This window comes from Comamonas sp. 4034 (assembly GCF_050434545.1).
In the GTDB taxonomy this organism is placed as follows: Bacteria; Pseudomonadota; Gammaproteobacteria; order Burkholderiales; family Burkholderiaceae_C; genus Comamonas; species Comamonas odontotermitis.
In genome coordinates this window covers 16,959-36,176 of record NZ_JBNDIT010000026.1, presented here as the reverse complement: position 1 = coordinate 36,176, position 19,218 = coordinate 16,959, and the positions used below count along the sequence as shown (strand labels likewise).

18 protein-coding genes are annotated in these 19,218 nt (G+C 58.5%); all 18 read right to left on the bottom strand.

All coding sequences use genetic code 11. The annotated features are described in order from the left end of the window. Window positions 1-153 precede the first annotated feature (153 nt). Window positions 154-678: a phosphoribosyltransferase gene (locus ABIE32_RS19995; RefSeq protein ID WP_224149406.1), complete on the bottom strand. Its 525-nt coding sequence runs from the start codon at window positions 676-678 to the stop codon at window positions 154-156. Between the two features lie 31 nt (window positions 679-709). Next, window positions 710-2,083, bottom strand: a complete 1,374-nt coding sequence (locus tag ABIE32_RS19990) for an adenylosuccinate synthase (protein ID WP_429018780.1) — start codon at window positions 2,081-2,083, stop codon at window positions 710-712. Window positions 2,084-2,112: 29 nt separating this feature from the next. Beyond that, window positions 2,113-3,261, bottom strand: a complete 1,149-nt coding sequence (locus ABIE32_RS19985; protein WP_429018777.1) for an ATP phosphoribosyltransferase regulatory subunit — start codon at window positions 3,259-3,261, stop codon at window positions 2,113-2,115. A gap of 193 nt (window positions 3,262-3,454) precedes the next feature. Continuing rightward, complete coding sequence (gene hflC, locus ABIE32_RS19980) at window positions 3,455-4,342, bottom strand: protease modulator HflC (protein ID WP_184711391.1); 888 nt, start codon at window positions 4,340-4,342, stop codon at window positions 3,455-3,457. A gap of 9 nt (window positions 4,343-4,351) precedes the next feature. Continuing rightward, window positions 4,352-5,731: an FtsH protease activity modulator HflK gene (gene hflK, locus ABIE32_RS19975; protein WP_224149410.1), complete on the bottom strand. Its 1,380-nt coding sequence runs from the start codon at window positions 5,729-5,731 to the stop codon at window positions 4,352-4,354. 58 nt (window positions 5,732-5,789) lie between these two features. Beyond that, on the bottom strand, window positions 5,790-6,947 hold the full coding sequence (gene hflX, locus ABIE32_RS19970; RefSeq protein ID WP_429018792.1) for a GTPase HflX: 1,158 nt from the start codon (window positions 6,945-6,947) through the stop codon (window positions 5,790-5,792). Between the two features lie 97 nt (window positions 6,948-7,044). After that, window positions 7,045-7,296 (bottom strand): RNA chaperone Hfq, encoded by a 252-nt coding sequence (hfq, locus tag ABIE32_RS19965; protein ID WP_224149411.1) that lies wholly within the window; start codon window positions 7,294-7,296, stop codon window positions 7,045-7,047. Between the two features lie 129 nt (window positions 7,297-7,425). Further along, on the bottom strand, window positions 7,426-8,766 hold the full coding sequence (gene der / locus ABIE32_RS19960; protein WP_224149412.1) for a ribosome biogenesis GTPase Der: 1,341 nt from the start codon (window positions 8,764-8,766) through the stop codon (window positions 7,426-7,428). A 24-nt stretch (window positions 8,767-8,790) separates the two neighbouring features. Next, the gene (gene bamB, locus ABIE32_RS19955; protein WP_429018790.1) at window positions 8,791-9,948 is read right to left on the bottom strand and encodes an outer membrane protein assembly factor BamB; all 1,158 of its coding nucleotides are present in this window, start codon (window positions 9,946-9,948) and stop codon (window positions 8,791-8,793) included. A gap of 28 nt (window positions 9,949-9,976) precedes the next feature. Next, window positions 9,977-10,621, bottom strand: a complete 645-nt coding sequence (locus ABIE32_RS19950; RefSeq protein WP_429018771.1) for a YfgM family protein — start codon at window positions 10,619-10,621, stop codon at window positions 9,977-9,979. 48 nt (window positions 10,622-10,669) lie between these two features. Continuing rightward, window positions 10,670-11,962, bottom strand: a complete 1,293-nt coding sequence (gene hisS, locus ABIE32_RS19945) for a histidine--tRNA ligase (protein WP_429018768.1) — start codon at window positions 11,960-11,962, stop codon at window positions 10,670-10,672. A 68-nt stretch (window positions 11,963-12,030) separates the two neighbouring features. After that, a complete protein-coding gene (ispG, locus tag ABIE32_RS19940) occupies window positions 12,031-13,302 on the bottom strand; it encodes a flavodoxin-dependent (E)-4-hydroxy-3-methylbut-2-enyl-diphosphate synthase (RefSeq protein ID WP_429018766.1) in 1,272 nt (423 codons plus the stop codon). Beyond that, the gene (locus ABIE32_RS19935) at window positions 13,303-14,232 is read right to left on the bottom strand and encodes a helix-turn-helix domain-containing protein (protein WP_429018763.1); all 930 of its coding nucleotides are present in this window, start codon (window positions 14,230-14,232) and stop codon (window positions 13,303-13,305) included. Further along, complete coding sequence (gene pilW / locus ABIE32_RS19930; protein WP_429018761.1) at window positions 14,229-15,053, bottom strand: type IV pilus biogenesis/stability protein PilW; 825 nt, start codon at window positions 15,051-15,053, stop codon at window positions 14,229-14,231. The genes ABIE32_RS19935 and pilW overlap by 4 nt, the downstream gene beginning before the upstream one ends. Before the next feature lie 28 nt (window positions 15,054-15,081). After that, entirely contained in the window at window positions 15,082-16,206 is a 1,125-nt protein-coding gene (gene rlmN, locus ABIE32_RS19925; RefSeq protein WP_224149418.1) for a 23S rRNA (adenine(2503)-C(2))-methyltransferase RlmN, read from the bottom strand. 57 nt (window positions 16,207-16,263) lie between these two features. Further along, window positions 16,264-16,689, bottom strand: a complete 426-nt coding sequence (ndk, locus tag ABIE32_RS19920; protein WP_224149419.1) for a nucleoside-diphosphate kinase — start codon at window positions 16,687-16,689, stop codon at window positions 16,264-16,266. Between the two features lie 79 nt (window positions 16,690-16,768). Then, window positions 16,769-18,256 (bottom strand): pseudouridine synthase, encoded by a 1,488-nt coding sequence (locus ABIE32_RS19915; RefSeq protein WP_429018757.1) that lies wholly within the window; start codon window positions 18,254-18,256, stop codon window positions 16,769-16,771. Further along, window positions 18,246-19,163: an SMC-Scp complex subunit ScpB gene (scpB, locus tag ABIE32_RS19910; protein WP_429018754.1), complete on the bottom strand. Its 918-nt coding sequence runs from the start codon at window positions 19,161-19,163 to the stop codon at window positions 18,246-18,248. Before scpB ends, ABIE32_RS19915 begins: the two co-directional genes overlap by 11 nt. Window positions 19,164-19,218: the final 55 nt, after the last annotated feature.

The following is a 19,218-nucleotide window of genomic DNA, read 5'->3' as shown; positions in this document are numbered from 1 at the left end:
CCACCAAAAAACAAACCTTGCGAACCGCGCTCTTTCGAGTCTGGCAGCTTCGCAAGGCGTTGTGCTGTCGATGAAGCGTATTGTATAGGAGTTTCTCCTGATCCTTTGCAAGATTGCAAAATTTCTCCAGAAAGCTCCTTCAAACTCCCGCAATCAGATCTTCCACTTCTCCATCAGCTTTTCCGGACGAAGCGTGTCATACCCTTCAAAAGGCTGATGAATCCAAGGATTGGTTGACAGAAACTCCACAGAGTAGTCTGGGGTGAACGTCGAGACTCCTTTGGTCCAGATCACTGCGCTGCGCAGCTCCGTGATCGGCTTGTAGTTGGTCTTGAGCATGTTGATCACTGCATTCAAGGTGTGACCGGAATCGGCCAGATCATCTACCAGCAGCACTCGGCCGGCGATTTCCCCCTTGGGAGTGGTGATGAAGCGAGCGATGTCCAGGTGCCCTTGCATCGTGCCGGCTTCTGCGCGGTAGGAGCTGGTGGACATGATGGCAAGTGGCTTGTCGAAAATGCGGCTCAGGATATCGCCTGGACGCATGCCACCCCGCGCCAGGCACAGGATCGTGTCGAATTCCCAGCCAGACTGGTGGATCTTGATGGCTAGTTTTTCAATCAGGCCATGGTATTCGTCATAGCTGACATACAGGTGCTTGCCGTCTTCAGTAAGCATGGTTTTCCTCGTTCGATATAGCGTTAAGCGATCAGGCTTGGTAAGGGTTGTGCATCAGGATGGTGTGATCGCGGTCAGGGCTGGTCGACACCATGGCGATCGGCACACCGGTCACTTCTGCAATACGATCCAGATAGCGGCGCGCATTGACAGGCAGTTTGTCATATTCGGTCACACCCACCGTGGATTCTGTCCACCCAGGGATCGATTCATAGATGGGCTTGCAGCGTTCGATATCGTCCGCGCCCAACGGCAGCAAATCGATCTTTTCGCCATCCAGCTCGTAACCCACGCACAGTTGCAGCTCTTCAATGCCATCGAGTACGTCCAACTTGGTGATGCAAAGGCCCGACAGGCCATTGATCTGAGCCGAACGCTTGAGCAGTGCCGCATCGAACCAGCCGCAACGGCGCGAACGGCCAGTGGTTACGCCCTTCTCGGCACCCACGGTACTCATGATCCAACCGGGGGTACCCTCCTTCTCCCAATCCAGCTCGGTCGGGAAAGGACCGCCACCAACACGAGTGCAGTAGGCCTTGGTGATGCCCAAAATGTAGTGGAGCATGCCTGGACCCACACCTGCACCTGCAGCCGCATTACCTGCCACGCAGTTGGACGACGTGACATAGGGGTAAGTGCCGTGGTCCACGTCCAAGAGCGTACCTTGCGCACCTTCAAACAGCAGATTGCCACCTGCCGCATGCGCGTCATTGAGTTCGCGCGACACGTCCGCAATCATGGGCTTGAGCAGTTCGGCATGGCGCATGGCCTCGCTATATACAGCGTCGAATTGCACCTCGCCATCCTTCATGTACGGAGCCAGACCGGCGCCGAAGTCGAAGTTCTTGGAGCCCAGCACATTCACCAGGATATGGTTGTGCAGGTTCAGCAGTTCGCGCAGCTTGGTGGCAAATCGCTCAGGGTGCTTCAGGTCCTGCACCCGCAGCGCACGGCGGGCAATCTTGTCTTCGTAGGCGGGACCGATACCTTTGCCGGTTGTACCGATCTTCTGCACGCCACCTTGTTCACGGGCCGCTTCACGAGCTACATCCAGTGCCTGATGGAAAGGCAGGATCAATGGGCAGGCTTCAGATACGCGCAGACGGTCGCGCACCTGCACACCGGCTTTTTCCAGGCCTTCGATTTCCTCGAACAGCTTGCCAACGGAGAGCACCACGCCGTTGCCGATGTAGCACTTCACGCCAGGGCGCATAATGCCGCTGGGGATCAGGTGCAATGCAGTTTTCACACCATTGATCACCAATGTGTGGCCTGCATTGTGGCCGCCTTGGAAGCGCACCACGCCTTGGGCGCTTTCGGTCAGCCAGTCGACCAGCTTACCCTTGCCTTCATCACCCCATTGAGTGCCAACCACAACAACGTTGCGACCTTTGGAAACAGTCATTTCTTTTCCCATCCAAGAACAAAATACAGTTAAATGCTACGCACAACCCACTGGCCGTTGACTTCTGCCAGTTCGCGGTCGCAATCGAATTCGTCGATTTCATCGTCGTGCCCAGGCAGTGCGCAAACAACGGTCTCGCCCGCGTGCCGCAAACGCTGGATCACCTGACGCATGTCTTCCCGGTCCACCCAGGGTGCACGGATGGCAGCCTTGAGCGGGCGCGGCTGCACCACGGGCACGAGTTGCTTGATGTCAAGACTGAAACCGACCGCTGGACGGCTACGCCCGAACGCGGCCCCCACTTCGTCGTATCTGCCGCCACGCACCAGCGCATCCGTCACTCCTTGCGCATAAATGGCAAAGCGCATGCCGCTGTAGTAGGAATAACCGCGCAAATCCGCCAGATCAAAGGTGACGGAAGGACTGTCCACGCGTCCAGCCAATTGGCGCAATTCGACCAGGATAGGTGATATGCCTGGAATGGCAGCGAGTGCCTTTTCGGCTTCGTCCAGCACCGCCACATCGCCATACAGATTCAACAATGCACGCAGTCCGTCGCGTTGCGCCTGCGGAAAATCCTTGGTCAGCAGCGCAAGCTCCGATGCGTCTTTCACCGCCAAAGCGGCATGCACACGGCGCAAGGTGGGTAAATCCACCAACAAGCCCGCCAACAGACGCTGCACGATACGTACATCTGCCAGATCCACCGAAAAATCATGCAGTTGCGCTACACGCAGTGATTCGGTTGCCAAGGTGATGATTTCCACATCGGCCTCGACGCCGGCGTGGCCGTAGATTTCCGCCCCAAACTGCAGCTGCTCGCGAGTTGCATGGGGGCGATCAGGCTTGGCATGCAAGACCGGACCGCAGTAGCACAGGCGCGTTACACCCTTGCGATTGAGCAGATGCGCGTCAATGCGTGCCACCTGCTGGGTGGTGTCGGGACGAATACCCAGGGTGCGGCCAGAGAGCTGGTCCACCAGCTTGAAGGTCAGCAGATCCAACGCCTCACCAGAGCCGGAAAGCAGCGAATCCAGATGCTCCAGCAGCGGCGGCATCACCAATTCATAGCCATAGCCACAGGCTGCATCAAGCAAGCCGCGACGAAGCTCTTCGATGTGCCGTGCTTCGGACGGCAGCACATCGGCAATGTGATCCGGAAGGATCCAAGCAGACATGGGAAATTGCAGAGGCTGTTAAAAACGCAATTCTACAGGGATGCATAAAGGCGCAAGCAATAACCTGCCCGAACCACTGCGCCATTGATGCATTTGTGCAGGCGGCGCCGGCCTGCGATGCTATAAGGAGCGCAAAAAAAGACGCCGCACGGCGATTGCCGTGCGGCGTTTCGGTTTTGATAGCAAACAGCGCTTACTGCTTGGCCGTTGGCGAGCGATAGCTTTTAAAGAAATCGGAAGATGATGGGTCTACCACAATGACATCCGATTTCTTGTTGAAACTGGACTTGTAGGCCTCGAGGCTGCGGTAGAACTGTGCAAACTGCGGATCCTTGCCAAAGGCTTCGGCATAGACTTTCGCCGCTTCCGCATCGCCCTGCCCCTTGAGTGCCTGCGCATCGCGGTAAGCATTCGCAATCGTCACTTCGCGCTGGCGGTCCGCATCGGCGCGGATCTTTTCCCCGACTGCGCCACCAGTCGAGCGCAATTCGTTGGCCACGCGCTTGCGCTCGGCCTCCATGCGGCTGTAGACCGACTCGGTGATCGCTTCAACGTAATCGACACGCGTGATGCGCACATCGACAATGTCAATACCCCAAGGCTTGCTGCCCTTGACCGCTTCCAGCACTTCTCGCTTGACGTCAGCCATGGTCTGCTCGCGCTTGGTCGAGATCAACTCCTGAACCGTGCGACGGTTCACCTCTTCCTGGAAGGCATTGCGCACCACCCGATTGAGCTGCATGGCACCCGCTCCTTCGCTGGTGCCTACATTACGGATGTATTCCGATGGCTCCGTGATGCGCCAGCGCACGTACCAGTCGATCACCACGCGCTGCTTTTCCGCAGTCAGCATGGATTCGGTATCGGTACTGTCCAGAGTCAGCAGGCGCTTGTCCAGATAGGTCACATTCTGCAGCGGCGGAGGCAGCTTGAAGTTGAGCCCGGGCTCAGTGATCACTTCCTTGATCTGCCCCATGGCGTACTTGATGCCGAATTGGCGCTGGTCGACCACAAACACGGTGGAGCTGAGCAACGCCAGGACCACCAAAACGGTTGAAGCAAAAAATCCCATTCGATTCACAACTCACTCCTAGCGCGACTCGCGGTCACGGGTTCGGCTGGTGTCACGGGCGCGCGCGTCTGGAACAGACGGTGCAGCCACCGGCGTATTGTTGGCAGGAGCGGCCGATGGGGCTGCAGCCTCGCTACCAGACGCATTGGCGCCGGCACCTTGGGTTTGCTGCATGATCTTGTCGAGCGGCAGATACAGCAGGTTGGATCCCTGCTTGGAATCCACCACTACCTTGGTCACATTGCTGTAGACATGCTGCATCGTCTCCAAGTACAGGCGGTCACGCGTCACCGCTGGAGCCTTCTGGTACTCGGTGTAAATCGACGAGAACCGCTGCGCATCACCTTGCGCCTGCGCGACGATGCGTTCCTTGTATGCGGATGCCTCTTCCATCAGACGCGATGCGGTCCCCTTGGCACGCGGCACCACATCGTTGGCATAGGCTTCAGCTTGATTCTTGGTACGCTCACGCTCCTGCGCAGCCTTGAGCACGTCGTCAAATGCCGCCTGCACCTGCTCGGGCGGACGCACGCCACCTTGCTGCAGATTGACGCCAACCACTTCGACACCGATCTTGTAGCGATCCAGAATGGTCTGCATCAACTCGCGCACACGCGGCGCGATCTGGTCGCGCTCATCGGCGAGCGCGGCGTCCATCTTCATCTTGCCGACCACTTCACGCACAGCAGTTTCTGCCACCTGGATGACGGAGTCTGCCGGGTTCTTGCTTTCAAACAACCAGGCACGCGCATCGTTCAGGCGGTACTGCACCGCAAACTTGATTTCAACGATATTCTCGTCTTCCGTCAGCATGGCTGACTCGCGCAAGCCTGTGCTCTTGACAATGCTGTCGCGCCCGACGTCTGCAGACTTGATCTGAGACACATAGACCAGCTCATGCCGCTGAATCGGATACGGCAGGCGCCAGTTGATGCCGGCATTCACAGTCTTATGGAATTTGCCAAACTGAGTGATGACCGCCTGCTGACCTTCCTGCACGATGAAAAAACCCGTGCCCATCCAGATCAGCACGGCAACACCTGCAATCAGGCCGATGCCAATGCCCGCGCCCTTGAACTCAGGCTGTGGACCGCCAGCATTGCGACCGCCTCCACCATTGCCCTTGCCACCGAACAGACCGCCCAGCTTTTTGTTCAGGTCCTGCCAAAGCTCGTCCAGATCAGGAGCTCCACCATTTCCTGGCCGCTGCGACGGACGGTTGTTATTTTCGGGAGGCGTATAAGGCGGGCGGGCCGGTGGCGGCGGCTCCTGACCACCATTGCCGCCTGCGCCATTACCGTCGTCTCCGCGCCCCCAGCGCGGGTCGTTCAGATTGAACATTCCGCGTATGCCTTGCGGTAGCAAAGCCAGGCGCGGAAAGCGTGAATGAAATTTCATTAGCGATGTCTCTATGAATCAGCGTTACAAAGCGCTTGCAGACAGCCATTGTGGCAGTCTAGTGGGCATTTCCCAATAATTCGTCATCAGCCTCTGGGGCTATCTCAACAGCCTCAACCTTTTCCAAGGCAGCCTGATGCGTAAGAACTGCCTCGGCCAAGTGTCCGCGAATAGCGTCCAGACCCATCCCTTTGGCAGCACTGACGAAGAAACGAGGAACCTGCACGCCGTCCAGCTCATAGCTGTCGGCAAGCACTGTGGGCCGCTGGGCTGGATCCATTGCATCCAGTTTATTGAAGATCAACACCTGCGGCACATCGTCTGCACCAATTTCCCGAAGAACCTTTTGGACTTGTTGTATTTGTTCCGGGTGGGCAGGATTCGAGGCATCGACCACATGCAGCAGCAGATCTGCATCGACTGCTTCCTGTAGCGTTGCCTCAAAAGCATTGACCAGACCATGCGGCAGGTCACGAATAAAGCCAACGGTATCCGAGATCGACACCGATTTCTGGGCCGATTCCAGATACATCTGGCGTGTGGTGGTATCCAACGTGGCAAACAACTGGTCCGCCGCATAGGCTCGCGCCTTGACCACCGCATTGAAGAAGGTGGACTTGCCCGCATTGGTATAACCAACCAGCGAAACATTGAATGTGTCGTTGCGCTCACGCTGGCGGCGCTGCGTCGCGCGCTGCTTCTTGACCTTGCTCAAGCGCTCTTTAGTGCGCTTGATTGCGTCATTGATCATGCGGCGATCCAGCTCGATCTGCGTTTCACCAGGCCCGCCGCGCGTACCAATGCCGCCGCGTTGGCGCTCCAGGTGAGACCATCGGCGCACCAGCCGTGTGCTGAGGTACTGCAGTTTGGCCAGCTCCACCTGCAGCTTGCCTTCATGGCTGCGTGCTCGCTGGGCAAAGATCTCGAGAATCAGCAAGGTGCGGTCATTAACCGGCATTTGCAGGCTGCGCTCCAGATTGCGCTGTTGCGCGGGGCTCAGCGCCTGGTCGAACAGCACCTCCTTGGCGCCATAGGTTTGTGCCACCATGCGAATTTCGTCAGCCTTGCCACTGCCAACAAACAAGGCCGCATCAGGCACCTTGCGCTTGCAGGTAAGGCGCGCCACGGGGTCAAGCCCTGCGGTTTGTGCGAGCAAACCCAGCTCTTCCAGCTCGGAATCGAAGTGCGGAAAACCAAAATCCACCCCGACCAGCATGACCGGGGTGGATTTCTTGTCGTGATTTATTTGGTGATTACTCAATGATGTAGAGCTCTTGCCCGTGCCAAACACAGGCATATTGCTATCAAAATCGTTAGGCTGCAGCGTCGCTGTCTTGCGACTCGGACGCGGAGAAATTGACAGCGCGACCGGGAACAATGGTGGAAATGGCGTGCTTGTACACCATCTGGGTCACCGTGTTGCGCAGCAGCACAACGTACTGGTCAAAAGATTCGATCTGGCCTTGAAGCTTGATACCGTTGACCAAATAGATGGAAACGGGAACATGCTCGCGGCGCAGAGCGTTGAGGAAGGGATCTTGCAGAAGTTGGCCTTTGTTGCTCACGATATTCTCCGTGTTCAGACAATGTTGTTGTAAAACGCCACCTTACCACAGTGGCGACGTAACTGATTGATAAAAGGCTTTTTTCGTGCAATGAACCGGTTAAGCCTGCCCCATCTCACTTTTTCGCTATCAATCTTTATCAGCGTATGGGTTATGTGAGGTCTTGAATTCAATCCGCAAGGGGGTGCCCACCAAATTAAATTCCTTGCGGAAGCGACCTTCCAGAAAACGCTTGTAGGCATCGGTCACATGCTCCAGCGAATTGCCGTGGATCACGATCACCGGCGGATTCATACCGCCTTGGTGTGCATAACGCAGCTTGGGACGATAAGGCCCCACTTTCTTGGGCGTCTGAAACTGTACCGACTCCAGCAGCAGACGGGTGAGCACAGGCGTTGGCATCTTGCAGGTGGCAGCCTTGTGCGCCTGGATCAACGAAGTCCACAACGGCCCCAGGCCCTGGCGCTTTTTGGCCGAAATGAAGTGCATGGGAGCAAACTTCATGAACGACAGACGCATCTCAATCGAGCGCTCGAGCATCTGGCGCCCATAGTCATCCAGGGCATCCCACTTGTTGATGGCAAGCACCACCGCACGCCCGCTCTCCAGAATGTACCCGGCAATGTGCGCATCCTGATCCGTGACACCTTGCGTGGCATCCAGCAACAACAGCACCACATTGGCGCCTTCAATGGCCTGCAAGGTCTTGACGACGGAGAACTTCTCGATGGCCTCGAACACCTTGCCCTTGCGGCGCAGGCCGGCGGTGTCGATCAGCTCGAACTGCTGCCCATTCTTCTCAAAAGGCACCGAGATGGCATCACGCGTCGTGCCAGCCATGTCAAAGGCGACAAGCCGCTCTTCACCCAGCCATGTGTTGATCAAGGTCGACTTGCCCACATTGGGGCGACCAGCAACCGCCAACCGAATGGGCTGAGGGCCGTCCGCATCGCCCGCGTCTTCTTCCTCGTCGGGCCACTGCACTTTGTCGAGGGCCATGTCGACCAGGCTGCGAATACCCTGTCCGTGTGCTGCAGAGACAGGATAGACTTCACCGAGCCCCAGCTCATAGAACTCGGACAGTTGCGAGCCATCCTTCATGCCTTCGGCCTTGTTGCCCACCAACATGGCGGGCTTGCCCAGGCGACGCAGGTAACCTGCGATTTCGTGGTCCTGCGCAGACAGCCCCAGACGCACGTCCACCACAAACACCACGACATCCGCCTCGGCCACAGCCTGGCGGGTCTGTTTGGCCATCTCCTTGAAGATGCCGCTCGACGCATCGGGCTCAAAGCCACCCGTATCAATCACGATATATTCGCGCTTGCCCTGCCGGCCCTGGCCATAGTGGCGATCACGGGTCAAACCGGCGAAGTCGGCCACGATGGCGTCGCGCGACTTCGTCATGCGGTTGAACAAGGTGGATTTGCCCACATTGGGGCGACCCACCAAAGCAATAACTGGCTTCATTCCTGACTACTTTTTCTTTTTCTCTCAATCGGGCTGAAAGCCGTACACCGCACCGTCGTTGGTCTGCACCACCATGGTGTTCCCTGCGATGACCGGCGCGACAGAGATGCCCGAGTTGTTGGTTGCAAAACGGTTCAACGGAGAACCATCCTTTTTGGACAGCATGTGCACCACGCCATTGCCGTCACCAAAGATCACCGAGCGGCCCAGCACCAGCGGCTGGCTCAGTTTGCGGTACTTGAGGCGGCTGCTTGTCCAGGCCACACTGCCCCCATCACGTGCCCATGCGGTAATGACACCATTGCCATCGGCACCCGCCACCACATCTTCATCGCCCGAGACTCCATTGAGGCCTTCGGCGCGCACGGTCCAGCGCAGTTGCGCAGTATCGGCATCGATGCAGCCCACGGCCATCTGGTAGGCACGGGTGCACAGCACCGAACCCACGCGTGATACGCCGCCTACCAGCTCCACGAGCCGTTCCACATCATTGGTGCCACGGGGGCTGGCGATGGGAACCTCCCAGCGCAGCGAGCCGTTGTTGGGATCAATCCCCACAAAACGCCCCGATACGCCCGTGACCAATGTGTCCTTGTAAGCCATCAGCACGCCGCTTTGGCGCAGTACCAGCGATTCACCAGTCTTCGACTGGCTCCACAGCGGGTTGCCGGTTGCTGCGTCATAGGCACTGACGGAGCGATCCGCACTTTGCACGAAGACACGGGCGCCCGCTACCAGAGGTGCTGTATAGGCGCGGTTGCTCAGGCGCTTGCGCCATTGCTCCTTACCCTGCGACAGCACCACCAGATCACCACCTTCGGTGACCACCGCAGCCCATTTACCGTCGCTACCGACACCAGCTGAAAGCTTTTGCCCCACGTTGGCGCGCCACAGTTCAGCGCCGGTATCTGCATTCACCGCCGCCAACTGACCATCGGCAGACCCCATGGTCACCACATTGCCACTCACATTCATGACCAGGGTCGGGTTGGCCTTGCCAATGCGCTGCGTCCAGGTCTGCTTGACGCCAATCAACGCCACATTGGGCTCCAGTTCGACAGGCTTGCGCTTGTCGGACGAGAACAACGAACAGCCAGCCACAGCCAGAGCCACGGCGGATACGGTCAAGACCTTCGCTGCAGCAGTTGCTGCAGCAAATGATGGTAGTGCTTGGTGTTTCATGCTCATGCGCACAGCCTCTCGCTATCGATTACTTCACGTCCTCGCCCAGCGCATTGAGCTTGACGGAAATGACATTGCGGTATTCCACACCAGGAGTGGTCTTCTGGTAGGCCGTACGGTACGCCTCGATTGCCTTGGCCTTGTCGCCCTTGGCCAGATAGATATCACCCTGGTGATCAGCCACCACGGCATCAAACTCCGTCGGCATCTTGGCGTCCAGTTGCTTGAGCGCCTCGTCGTAGGACTGGCTGCCCAGCAGCACTGCTGCAAGGCGAATGCGCGCCGTGGCCTTCAAGCCATCGTCCGCCGCATTGTCAGCCACCCAGGTGAGCGCAGCCTTGGCGTCATCCATTTGCCCCTTGTCACTGGCGGCCTTGGCCACCAGCAAACCTGCATGAGCCGCCTGCAAGGTGCTGCCGTAGTTGCTGCGCAGGTCACCAAAGGCCTGGTCAATACGAGCCTTGTCACCAGAATTGACCGCGGCTTCCACCGCAGAGCTCAGTGCACTGGCCTGCTGGCCCTGGCGATTCTGCCAGTACTGGTAGCCATTCCAGGCGGCAAATCCGCCCAGCACGATAACCAGCACCGTGGTGATCAGCGTGCCCCACTTATTCCAAAAATGCTTGATCTGATCAAGCTGTTCCTGTTCTTCCAAGTCCAGATGCGTTGCCATAGTTGTTCTAGTTCAGGGTTGCGAAAATTGTTTTGAATAAAAACGGCTTCAGGCGCGCAGCAGTTCTGCCCAATTTGCTACATTTTCAATAGCGTATTCTGCCTGGGCACCTGCGCCATCGCGCAATTGCTTGACGGTGATCATGCCGCGCTGCATCTCATCGCCGCCAAAAATCAGAGCGCAATGCGCGCCACTGGCATCTGCCTTCTTGAACTGCGACTTCATGCTGCCCATGCCCTCTGCCGTGGCCGCGCCGTGCATCTGCACACGGATACCTGCACTGCGCAAGACTTGCACCACGCGCATGGCCTGCGGCAGAAGCGATGCGTCCGGCAGGATAGCGTAGGCGTCAATAGACGGGCGCTGCCACTGGATATTCAGTTCCTTGATCAGCTCGAGCACGCGTTCAATTCCCATGCCCCAACCCACGGCCGGAGCGGGCTTGCCGCCGATCTCTTCAATGAGGTAGTCGTAGCGGCCGCCACCGCAGATGGTGCCTTGCGAGCCGAGCTTGTCGGTGATGAATTCGAACACCGTGAGGTTGTAGTAATCCATACCTCGCACCAGGCGCGGATTGACTGACCATACAACGCCGTTGGCATCCAGAATGTCCTGCACGGTCTTGAGGTGTGCCTTGGAAGCATCGCCCAGGAAATCGAGCAGCTGAGGAGCCGCATTGACCATCGCCTGCATCGCCGGATTCTTGGTGTCGAGCACCCGCAGTGGATTGCTGTGCATGCGGCGCTTGGCCTCTTCGTCCATCACGTCCGTGTGCTGCTCGAAGTAGGCAATCAGCGCATCGCGGTGCGCCTTGCGCTCCGCAGGTTGCCCCAGGCTATTGAGCTCCAGGCGCACGCCGTCAATGCCCAACTCTTTCCACAACTGGTGCGCCAGCAGAATCACTTCCGCATCCAGCTCAGGGCCGGCAAAACCCAGCGCCTCGACTCCGACCTGGTGGAACTGGCGGTAGCGACCACGCTGCGGGCGCTCATGGCGAAACATCTGACCGATGTAGAACAGGCGCTTGCCGCCGTCATACAGAAGGTTGTTTTCCACCACGGAACGCACCACGCCGGCCGTACCTTCGGGGCGCAGGGTCAGATGCTCGCCATTGAGCTTGTCTTCAAAGGAATACATTTCCTTCTCGACGATGTCGGTCACCTCGCCCAGGCCACGCACAAACAGCGCGGTAGGCTCGACGATCGGGGTGCGGATGTTGCGGTAGGCGAAGCGGCCCATCAGATCGCGCACCTTGGACTCAAACCATTCCCACATGGCCGAATCAGGCGGCAGGATATCGTTCATGCCTTTGATGGCAACCAGCTTTTCATTCTTGCCCATGGGCTTTCAATCTCTATAGTCAAAACAAGCGCCAGCACATACCTAACATGCGCTGACAGCTATCAATTTTATACCTTGGCAGTGCCGTAACGGCGCTCCACATAGGCCTGCACGATATCGTGAAACTCCTGCGCGATGCGGTCGCCGCGCAAGGTCATGGCCTTTTCTCCGTCGATGAATACCGGTGCTGCAGGCGACTCGCCCGTGCCCGGCAGGCTGATGCCGATGTCCGCATGCTTGCTCTCGCCAGGGCCATTGACGATGCAACCCATGACCGCCACCTTCATCTTTTCGACACCAGGGTATTTGACGCGCCAGACAGGCATTTGCGAACGCAGGTGTTCGTCGATATCCTTGGCCAGCTCCTGGAAGGTGGTGCTGGTGGTGCGGCCACAACCCGGGCAAGCAGTGACACTGGGCACAAAACTGCGCATGCCCAGGGCCTGCAGAATTTCGCTGGCAACCACCACTTCCTGCGTGCGCGCTTCACCCGGCTGGGGCGTGAGCGAGACGCGAATGGTGTCGCCAATCCCCTCCTGCAGCAGAATGGACAGCGCAGCGGCAGACGCTACCGTGCCCTTGGTGCCCATGCCGGCTTCTGTCAGACCCAGGTGCAAGGCGTAATCACAACGTGCAGACAGGCCGCGGTACACCGCGATCAGATCCTGCACACCACTCACCTTGCACGAGAGGATGATCTGATTGCCATCCAGGCCCATTTGCTCGGCGCGCTGTGCTGACGAGATGGCGGAGGTGATCAGGGCCTCATACATCACCTGACGACCATCCCAAGGTGCAGAGCGGCGGCTGTTCTCATCCATCAGCTCGGCCAGCAGCTCCTGGTCGAGGCTGCCCCAGTTGACACCGATGCGCACCGCCTTGTCATACTGGATGGCGGCCTCGATCATCTGGCCAAACTGCTTGTCCTTCTTGTCGCCTTTACCGACATTGCCGGGGTTGATGCGGTATTTGGACAGCGCCTTCGCGCAATCAGGAAACTCTGTGAGCAGCCGATGGCCGTTGTAATGAAAGTCACCCACAAGCGGCACATTCTCGCCCATGCGATCGAGCTGCTCGCGGATATAGGGCACAGCCGCAGCCGCCTCCGGAGTGTTGACAGTAATGCGCACCATCTCGGAGCCCGCCTGCGCCAACTCCTTGACCTGGATCGCAGTCTCGACGGCATCTACCGTGTCGGTATTGGTCATCGACTGGATACGTACCGGGGCATCACCTCCGACAGTCACGATACGGTCACCCCACACCACGCTGGCCTGACGGCTTTTGCGACCGGCAGGCGCCACCAATGGCACGGGAGACAGCTTGTTGTCTTCTTGCACTTAATTCACCTCGAAACGGGCCGTGCTGCCCTTGGTCACTTTTTTCAGATCAAAAGCAGCCCCACGCAATTGCAGTTCGGCACCAAGGGCATTGCCCACCACCACCTTGAGCGGCGGCTGGGCCGTGATGCCCTGCTCACTTCCAGCCTTGAGTGTCTTTTCAAACACCACCTTGCCATCTGCTGACTTGACCTGAATCCAGCTGTCTTGCGACACCTTGAATTGCAGAATGGGAGCTTCAGCCGCAAGAGCCGCTGGTTCTGCAACCGGCGGCGATAGGGCCGGCCCAGTTGCCGCCACGGCAGTTGCATTGGGCATGCCCGGGGATCCATTGGCTACCGCATCACCACCTTCGGCGCTCGCACCCAGGGCTACCGAATCATTGGCACCAGCCTCACCTGCAATGGTATTGGCGCGACGAGGCGCCTCCGGCTTGGAAGCCACCTGCTTTTTATACTGCTCTGCCAGTTGCGGGTAAAACAGTACTCCTGCCGTAGCCACCACCAGCAGCAGCACCACCGCCATCCAGGGAAACGGCTTGCTCGACGAGAAATCGCTACTTTTGGCGGGTACTGCGCCCCCCGAAACCTTGGTGTTGATGCCTTCACTCACCTTGCGCAGGTCCTGCCCTGGTGCCCTTGGCAGCAATGCAAGAACTGGCGCGGCATCCATCTTGAGCGCGCGGCACACCGCCGACGCCAATGCACGAGTGAACACTACATCTGGAAATGCGCTCCAGTCATTGGCTTCAAGTGCCTCCAGCTTGCCAACCGTCACCTTCAGATTGGCCGCCAACGCAGGCAGGCGCAGGCCTGCTTGCTCTCGCGCCTCGCGCAGCATACCGCCGGCGGTCAAACCGACGTCATTGCCATTTGGCTGGAGAGCCGCAGCATTTTCCGTGCCCTGCTCATGCACATCAGACTCGATCAAAGCACGCCTCCATTGGCCACACGGGCCCATTCCTTGGAATCCGGAAAACGCTTTTGCAACTGATTGGCCAATTGGCGCGCTGCGGTGCGGTCTCCAAGCGCCTGTTCGATCTGGATACCCAGGAAGAGCGACTCCGAGTTGGCAAGCTCGCCATTGTTGAGTCGCCGAATGTAGAACTGTGCGCGCTTGTCATCGCCACGCTGGCGCATCAGCTTGGCCAGGTTGTAGGAAACAATGGGATTGCCTGCGTCGTATTCGTAGGCCTTGATCAGGGTAGCTTCGGCTTCTGCCATTTTCCCCGCAGCTTCATAGCACAAGCCCTGTGCCATCAAGGTTCGGGACTGCTGATAGTACTGGCGCTGCACCAATGCCTGATTGAAATAGCGGTCGGCAGCCTCGAACTTCTTTTCCTGACACAGCAACCATCCATGGTTGTGCATGATGTTCGCATCGCCAGGCTTGAGGGATTGCGCCTTGGTAAAGCTCTCGGCGGCAATATCGGGATCGCCCAATTGCATATAGATCAGACCGCGCATGTTGTAGGCATCGCCACTGGACGGATCAAGCGCCAGCACCTGTTTGATCTCATCCAGCGCAATGGTGGGCTTGCCAGTCTGGAAGTAATTGGCCGCCAGTTCCATGCGGATGCGAGCACGGCGCTGCACCTCGGTTTCGTCCGACTGGGTAACGATGGCTGCATCTTCGCGTGCGGCGGTATTGGTTGCGCAACCCATCAGCACATTGCCCAAAGCCAGCCCAAGGAAAGCTGCGCCGATCAGACGGGGGAATCTTCGTTGTCCCAACCTCAAGGTCTCTGCCATGCACACCCTCCCATTCAATTTTTACCGTCTACAAAGCCTGTGTCAGCGGAATCACCCGATTCTTGGCCATGCGCTCTGCTGCACGCGTTCGGTCTTTCACGTCACCAGCCAGCTGTCCGCAGGCCGCGTCAATGTCATCGCCACGGGTTTTTCGCACCGTCGTCACCACACCGGCATCCAGCAGTTGCTTGGCAAACTCCGAAACCCGGGCAGCGGGGGATCGTAGCAGACCCGATGCAGGGAATGGATTGAACGGGATCAAATTAAATTTGCACCACGCACCGCCAGCGCCTGCAAACTCGCGCACCAGCGCTATCAATTCCTGCGCATGTTCGGGCTGATCATTGACACCGTCAAGCATGCAGTACTCAAAGGTGATGAAATCGCGCGGCGCAAACTCCAGATAGCGGCGGCAGGCAGCCATCAGTTCCTTGAGCGGGTATTTCCTGTTGAGAGGTACCAATGCATCGCGCAATGGATCATTGGGCGCGTGCAGCGAAACGGCCAGCGCCACCGCACAATCCTGCGACAGGCGATCCATCATCGGCACCACACCAGAGGTAGACACCGTGACCCGGCGGCGCGACAAGCCATAGCCATGGTCATCGAGCATGGTGCGCAGCGCTGGCACCAGCGCCGAATAGTTCTGCAGTGGCTCGCCCATGCCCATCATCACCACATTGGAGATGACGCGCTCATCCGTGCCAAAGCGCTTGCGCAGCGCGTGTTCGGCAAACCACAGTTGGGCGATGATTTCGCCCGTTGTCAGGTTGCGGCTGAAGCCCTGATGCCCTGTCGAGCAAAAGCGGCACCCTACCGCGCAGCCCGCCTGTGATGATACGCACAGCGTGCCACGGTCATCTTCTGGAATGAATACGGACTCCACTGCATTGCCATCACCCACGTCAAACAGCCATTTGACGGTTCCATCGGCAGATACATGCTCGGTAATCACCGGCAATGCAGTAATGTGGGTCGCACCCTTCAGTTTCTCGCGCAACGACTTGGCCAGATCGGTCATCTGGTCGAAATCGGACGCTCCGCGCTGGTGAATCCAGCGAAAAAGCTGAGTGGCCCGGAAGCGTTTTTCTCCCAGCCCTTCGCAAAAGGCGGTCAAACCAGCCAAATCAAAATCAAGCAAATTGGTGGTCATAGAAACACGCTCGGGCCACTTACACATGCTGCACGGCGGCTGCCGTGCAGAATTCCATTAACGGGAATAGACGTTCATGCCAGGAAAGAAGAATGCCACTTCCACGGCAGCCGTTTCAGCAGCGTCGGAGCCATGCACTGCATTGGCGTCGATGCTATCGGCGAAATCAGCGCGGATCGTGCCCTTGTCAGCCTTCTTGGGGTCGGTAGCGCCCATCAGTTCACGGTTCTTCAGGATGGCGTTTTCGCCTTCCAGCGCCTGGATCATCACGGGGCCGGAGATCATGAAGTCGACCAGATCCTTGAAGAAAGGACGCTCCTTGTGCACAGCGTAGAACTGTTCGGCTTCCAGGCGCGACAGGTGAGCCATCTTGGAAGCAACAATCTTCAGGCCAGCAGCCTCAAAACGGGCGTAGATTTGACCGATAACATTCTTAGCCACTGCATCGGGCTTGATGATCGAGAGGGTACGTTCGATTGCCATGTTGAATTTTCCTGTTGGTTGATTTTTGCCGTAAAAGCAAACCTTTGATTGTACGGTGTCCGGGAAGTCAGTGGCGCGACTACGACCTTCCGCCCCGCTTGAAGCCACCGTTTTTGCGCTGGCGCATCAAACTGTCGTGGCCAATGTAGCCAAGCGAGGTCTTCATCGGATCGGGCTGGCTGCTGCGCTTTTCCGGCGCACGGCGCAAGCCACCACCCCGGGTATTCTTGGCGGGCCCCGTCGAGGGACGGGGGCCGTTTTGCTGGGGGCGGTTGTCATTGCGACCACGGCCACGGTTGTCCTGGGCATTGCCGCGCGGTTGGCGCACGGGCGCGCCAGCGGCAGCAGTCAAGGCCTGGATATCCCGCTGATCGAGCTCCACCCAGTTACCGCGCTTGAGCCCGCGCGGCAGCACCATGGCCCCGTAACGGATACGGATCAGCCGACTGACTGCATGGCCCACGGCTTCGAACATGCGGCGCACTTCGCGATTGCGGCCTTCGGAGATGGTGACGCGGTACCACTGATTGGCACCTTCACCGCCGCCATCGTCAATCGAGCCAAAGCTGGCCATGCCGTCTTCCAGGTTCACGCCCGCCAGCAGTTGCTGCTTTTCTTCGGCAGTCAACGCTCCCAGCACACGCACGGCGTATTCGCGCTCCAGGCCAAAACGGGGGTGCATCAGGCTGTTGGCAAGTTCCCCGGAACTGGTGAACAGCAGCAAGCCTTCGGTGTTCAAATCCAGGCGACCGATCGACTGCCACTTGCCATGCATCAACCTGGGCAGCTTGCGGAACACCGTCGGACGGTTTTGAGGATCGTCATGCGTCACCACTTCACCCACGGGCTTGTGGTAGGCGAGTACGCGGGCAAGCGGTGGATCAATGCGGAAATTGATCAACTTGCCGTTGACGCGGATCTTGTCGCTATATTGAATGCGCTGACCAACGTGTGCCGGCTCATTGTTGACCGAAATACGGCCCTCGAGAATCAGCCGCTCCATCTCCAGGCGCGACCCCATTCCAGCCTGCGCCAACAGCTTGTGCAGCTTGGGCGTCTCCACATGCGGCTGCAGCACGCGCTTGGGCGGCAGGTTCGTATCCGAGGCCTCGGCAGCCTCCAGAGCACCGGCAACCACATCCTCAAACGCATAACCGGTCTCATGGGTGGCATCGACATTGCGCGCAGGCGCTGCCGGGTGTGCAGCATCTGCGCGACCCTCCGCCTGCATGCCACCAGCTTCTGTACGCGGCTGCCCATCCCGCTCGCGGAAGCGCCGCGCGCGCGCAGGATAACGGCTTACCCGCTGCTCACCATCACGGCGGACACGCGTGGCGCCGTCACCGGACACCTGATCTGCAGGCGCCTGCCGCTCGGGCGCAACCTGTGAGCCATCGCCTTCTGGCATATCGGCAGCCCCCAGTTGCGCCGAGGGCTCCGCGGCATTTTCCGCGCGCGCCTCAGCCACTGCAGGCTTACGCGGCGCACGGCGTTTGGGCTTGACCGGCTCTGCCGACATACCCTCTTCACCGGGTTGCGAATTCAAATCGCCGTTTTCACTCATCATTTTTCTGCTTCTCATTGCCACTATCAGCAGCGGCGTCATCATTTCGTTGGGGCTCAGCACCCGTCTCGCGCACATCATTGCCTGGCAGCAAATCCACATGCGCCTCATCTTTATTGTCCTGAAGGGCGACGCCTGAAGCCGATTCATCGGCTTCACCAGGCCCATCAACCCTCGGGCTGACCGAGGACTCCAGGGTCGGATCCTGCCCCCCATCTTCGAGGGGTACAGACTGCACCTCCAACCCGGACTCGCCAACCAGAACAAATTCCTCACCCTGCTCGACAGCAGTGCCACCCACAGGTGGGGGCACTTGTTCGGCTGCCTCACCAGCGTCGTCACCAGCCGCTACCGGCTGCTCATCCAGCGGCAGGCTTTCAAATATCGTCGCCTGCTGATTGCTGTCATCCAGCGCAGGCAACTGATCCAGAGATTGCAATCCCAGGTCGTCCAAAAACTGCCGGGTGGTTGCCAGCAATGCCGGGCGGCCCACGGTTTCGCGATACCCAATCACCTCCACCCAGCCGCGATCTTCGAGCTGCTTGATGATCAAGCTGTTGACCGTCACACCACGAATGTCTTCGATATCGCCCCGCGTGACAGGCTGGCGATACGCAATGATCGCCAGCGTCTCCAAGGTTGCCCTTGTGTACTTGGGTGGCTTCTCGGGGTGCAACCGGTCCAGGAATTCACGCATCTCCGGTCGGCTTTGAAAACGCCACCCCGAGGCAACCTGCACCAATTCCACCCCTCGATGCATCCAGTCCAGCTGCAACTCCTGCAACAGCACTTTCAAGGTGTCCGTTCCCAACTCGTCCGCAAACAAGCTGCGCAATTCACGCACGGTAATTGGCTGGGGAGCGCAGATCAGCGCAGTCTCCAACACCCGTTTCGCTTCCAAAGTCTGCATGCGAAGAATCCCTGTAAACACGTTCGCGCTATGAATGGCGACGGCTCAAAAGAAA

Coding starts and splice junctions, on each gene's coding strand:
- bamB (WP_429018790.1), bottom strand. CDS start 9,948: ATGAAACACCAAGCACTACCATCATTTGCTGCAGCAACTGCTGCAGCG.
- hflK (WP_224149410.1), bottom strand. CDS start 5,731: ATGAAATTTCATTCACGCTTTCCGCGCCTGGCTTTGCTACCGCAAGGC.
- ABIE32_RS19990 (WP_429018780.1), bottom strand. CDS start 2,083: ATGACTGTTTCCAAAGGTCGCAACGTTGTTGTGGTTGGCACTCAATGG.
- ABIE32_RS19985 (WP_429018777.1), bottom strand. CDS start 3,261: ATGTCTGCTTGGATCCTTCCGGATCACATTGCCGATGTGCTGCCGTCC.
- der (WP_224149412.1), bottom strand. CDS start 8,766: ATGAAGCCAGTTATTGCTTTGGTGGGTCGCCCCAATGTGGGCAAATCC.
- ABIE32_RS19995 (WP_224149406.1), bottom strand. CDS start 678: ATGCTTACTGAAGACGGCAAGCACCTGTATGTCAGCTATGACGAATAC.
- rlmN (WP_224149418.1), bottom strand. CDS start 16,206: ATGACCACCAATTTGCTTGATTTTGATTTGGCTGGTTTGACCGCCTTT.
- hisS (WP_429018768.1), bottom strand. CDS start 11,962: ATGGGCAAGAATGAAAAGCTGGTTGCCATCAAAGGCATGAACGATATC.
- scpB (WP_429018754.1), bottom strand. CDS start 19,163: ATGCAGACTTTGGAAGCGAAACGGGTGTTGGAGACTGCGCTGATCTGC.
- ndk (WP_224149419.1), bottom strand. CDS start 16,689: ATGGCAATCGAACGTACCCTCTCGATCATCAAGCCCGATGCAGTGGCT.
- hflX (WP_429018792.1), bottom strand. CDS start 6,947: ATGCTGGTCGGGGTGGATTTTGGTTTTCCGCACTTCGATTCCGAGCTG.
- pilW (WP_429018761.1), bottom strand. CDS start 15,053: ATGGCAGAGACCTTGAGGTTGGGACAACGAAGATTCCCCCGTCTGATC.
- ABIE32_RS19950 (WP_429018771.1), bottom strand. CDS start 10,621: ATGGCAACGCATCTGGACTTGGAAGAACAGGAACAGCTTGATCAGATC.
- ABIE32_RS19915 (WP_429018757.1), bottom strand. CDS start 18,256: ATGATGAGTGAAAACGGCGATTTGAATTCGCAACCCGGTGAAGAGGGT.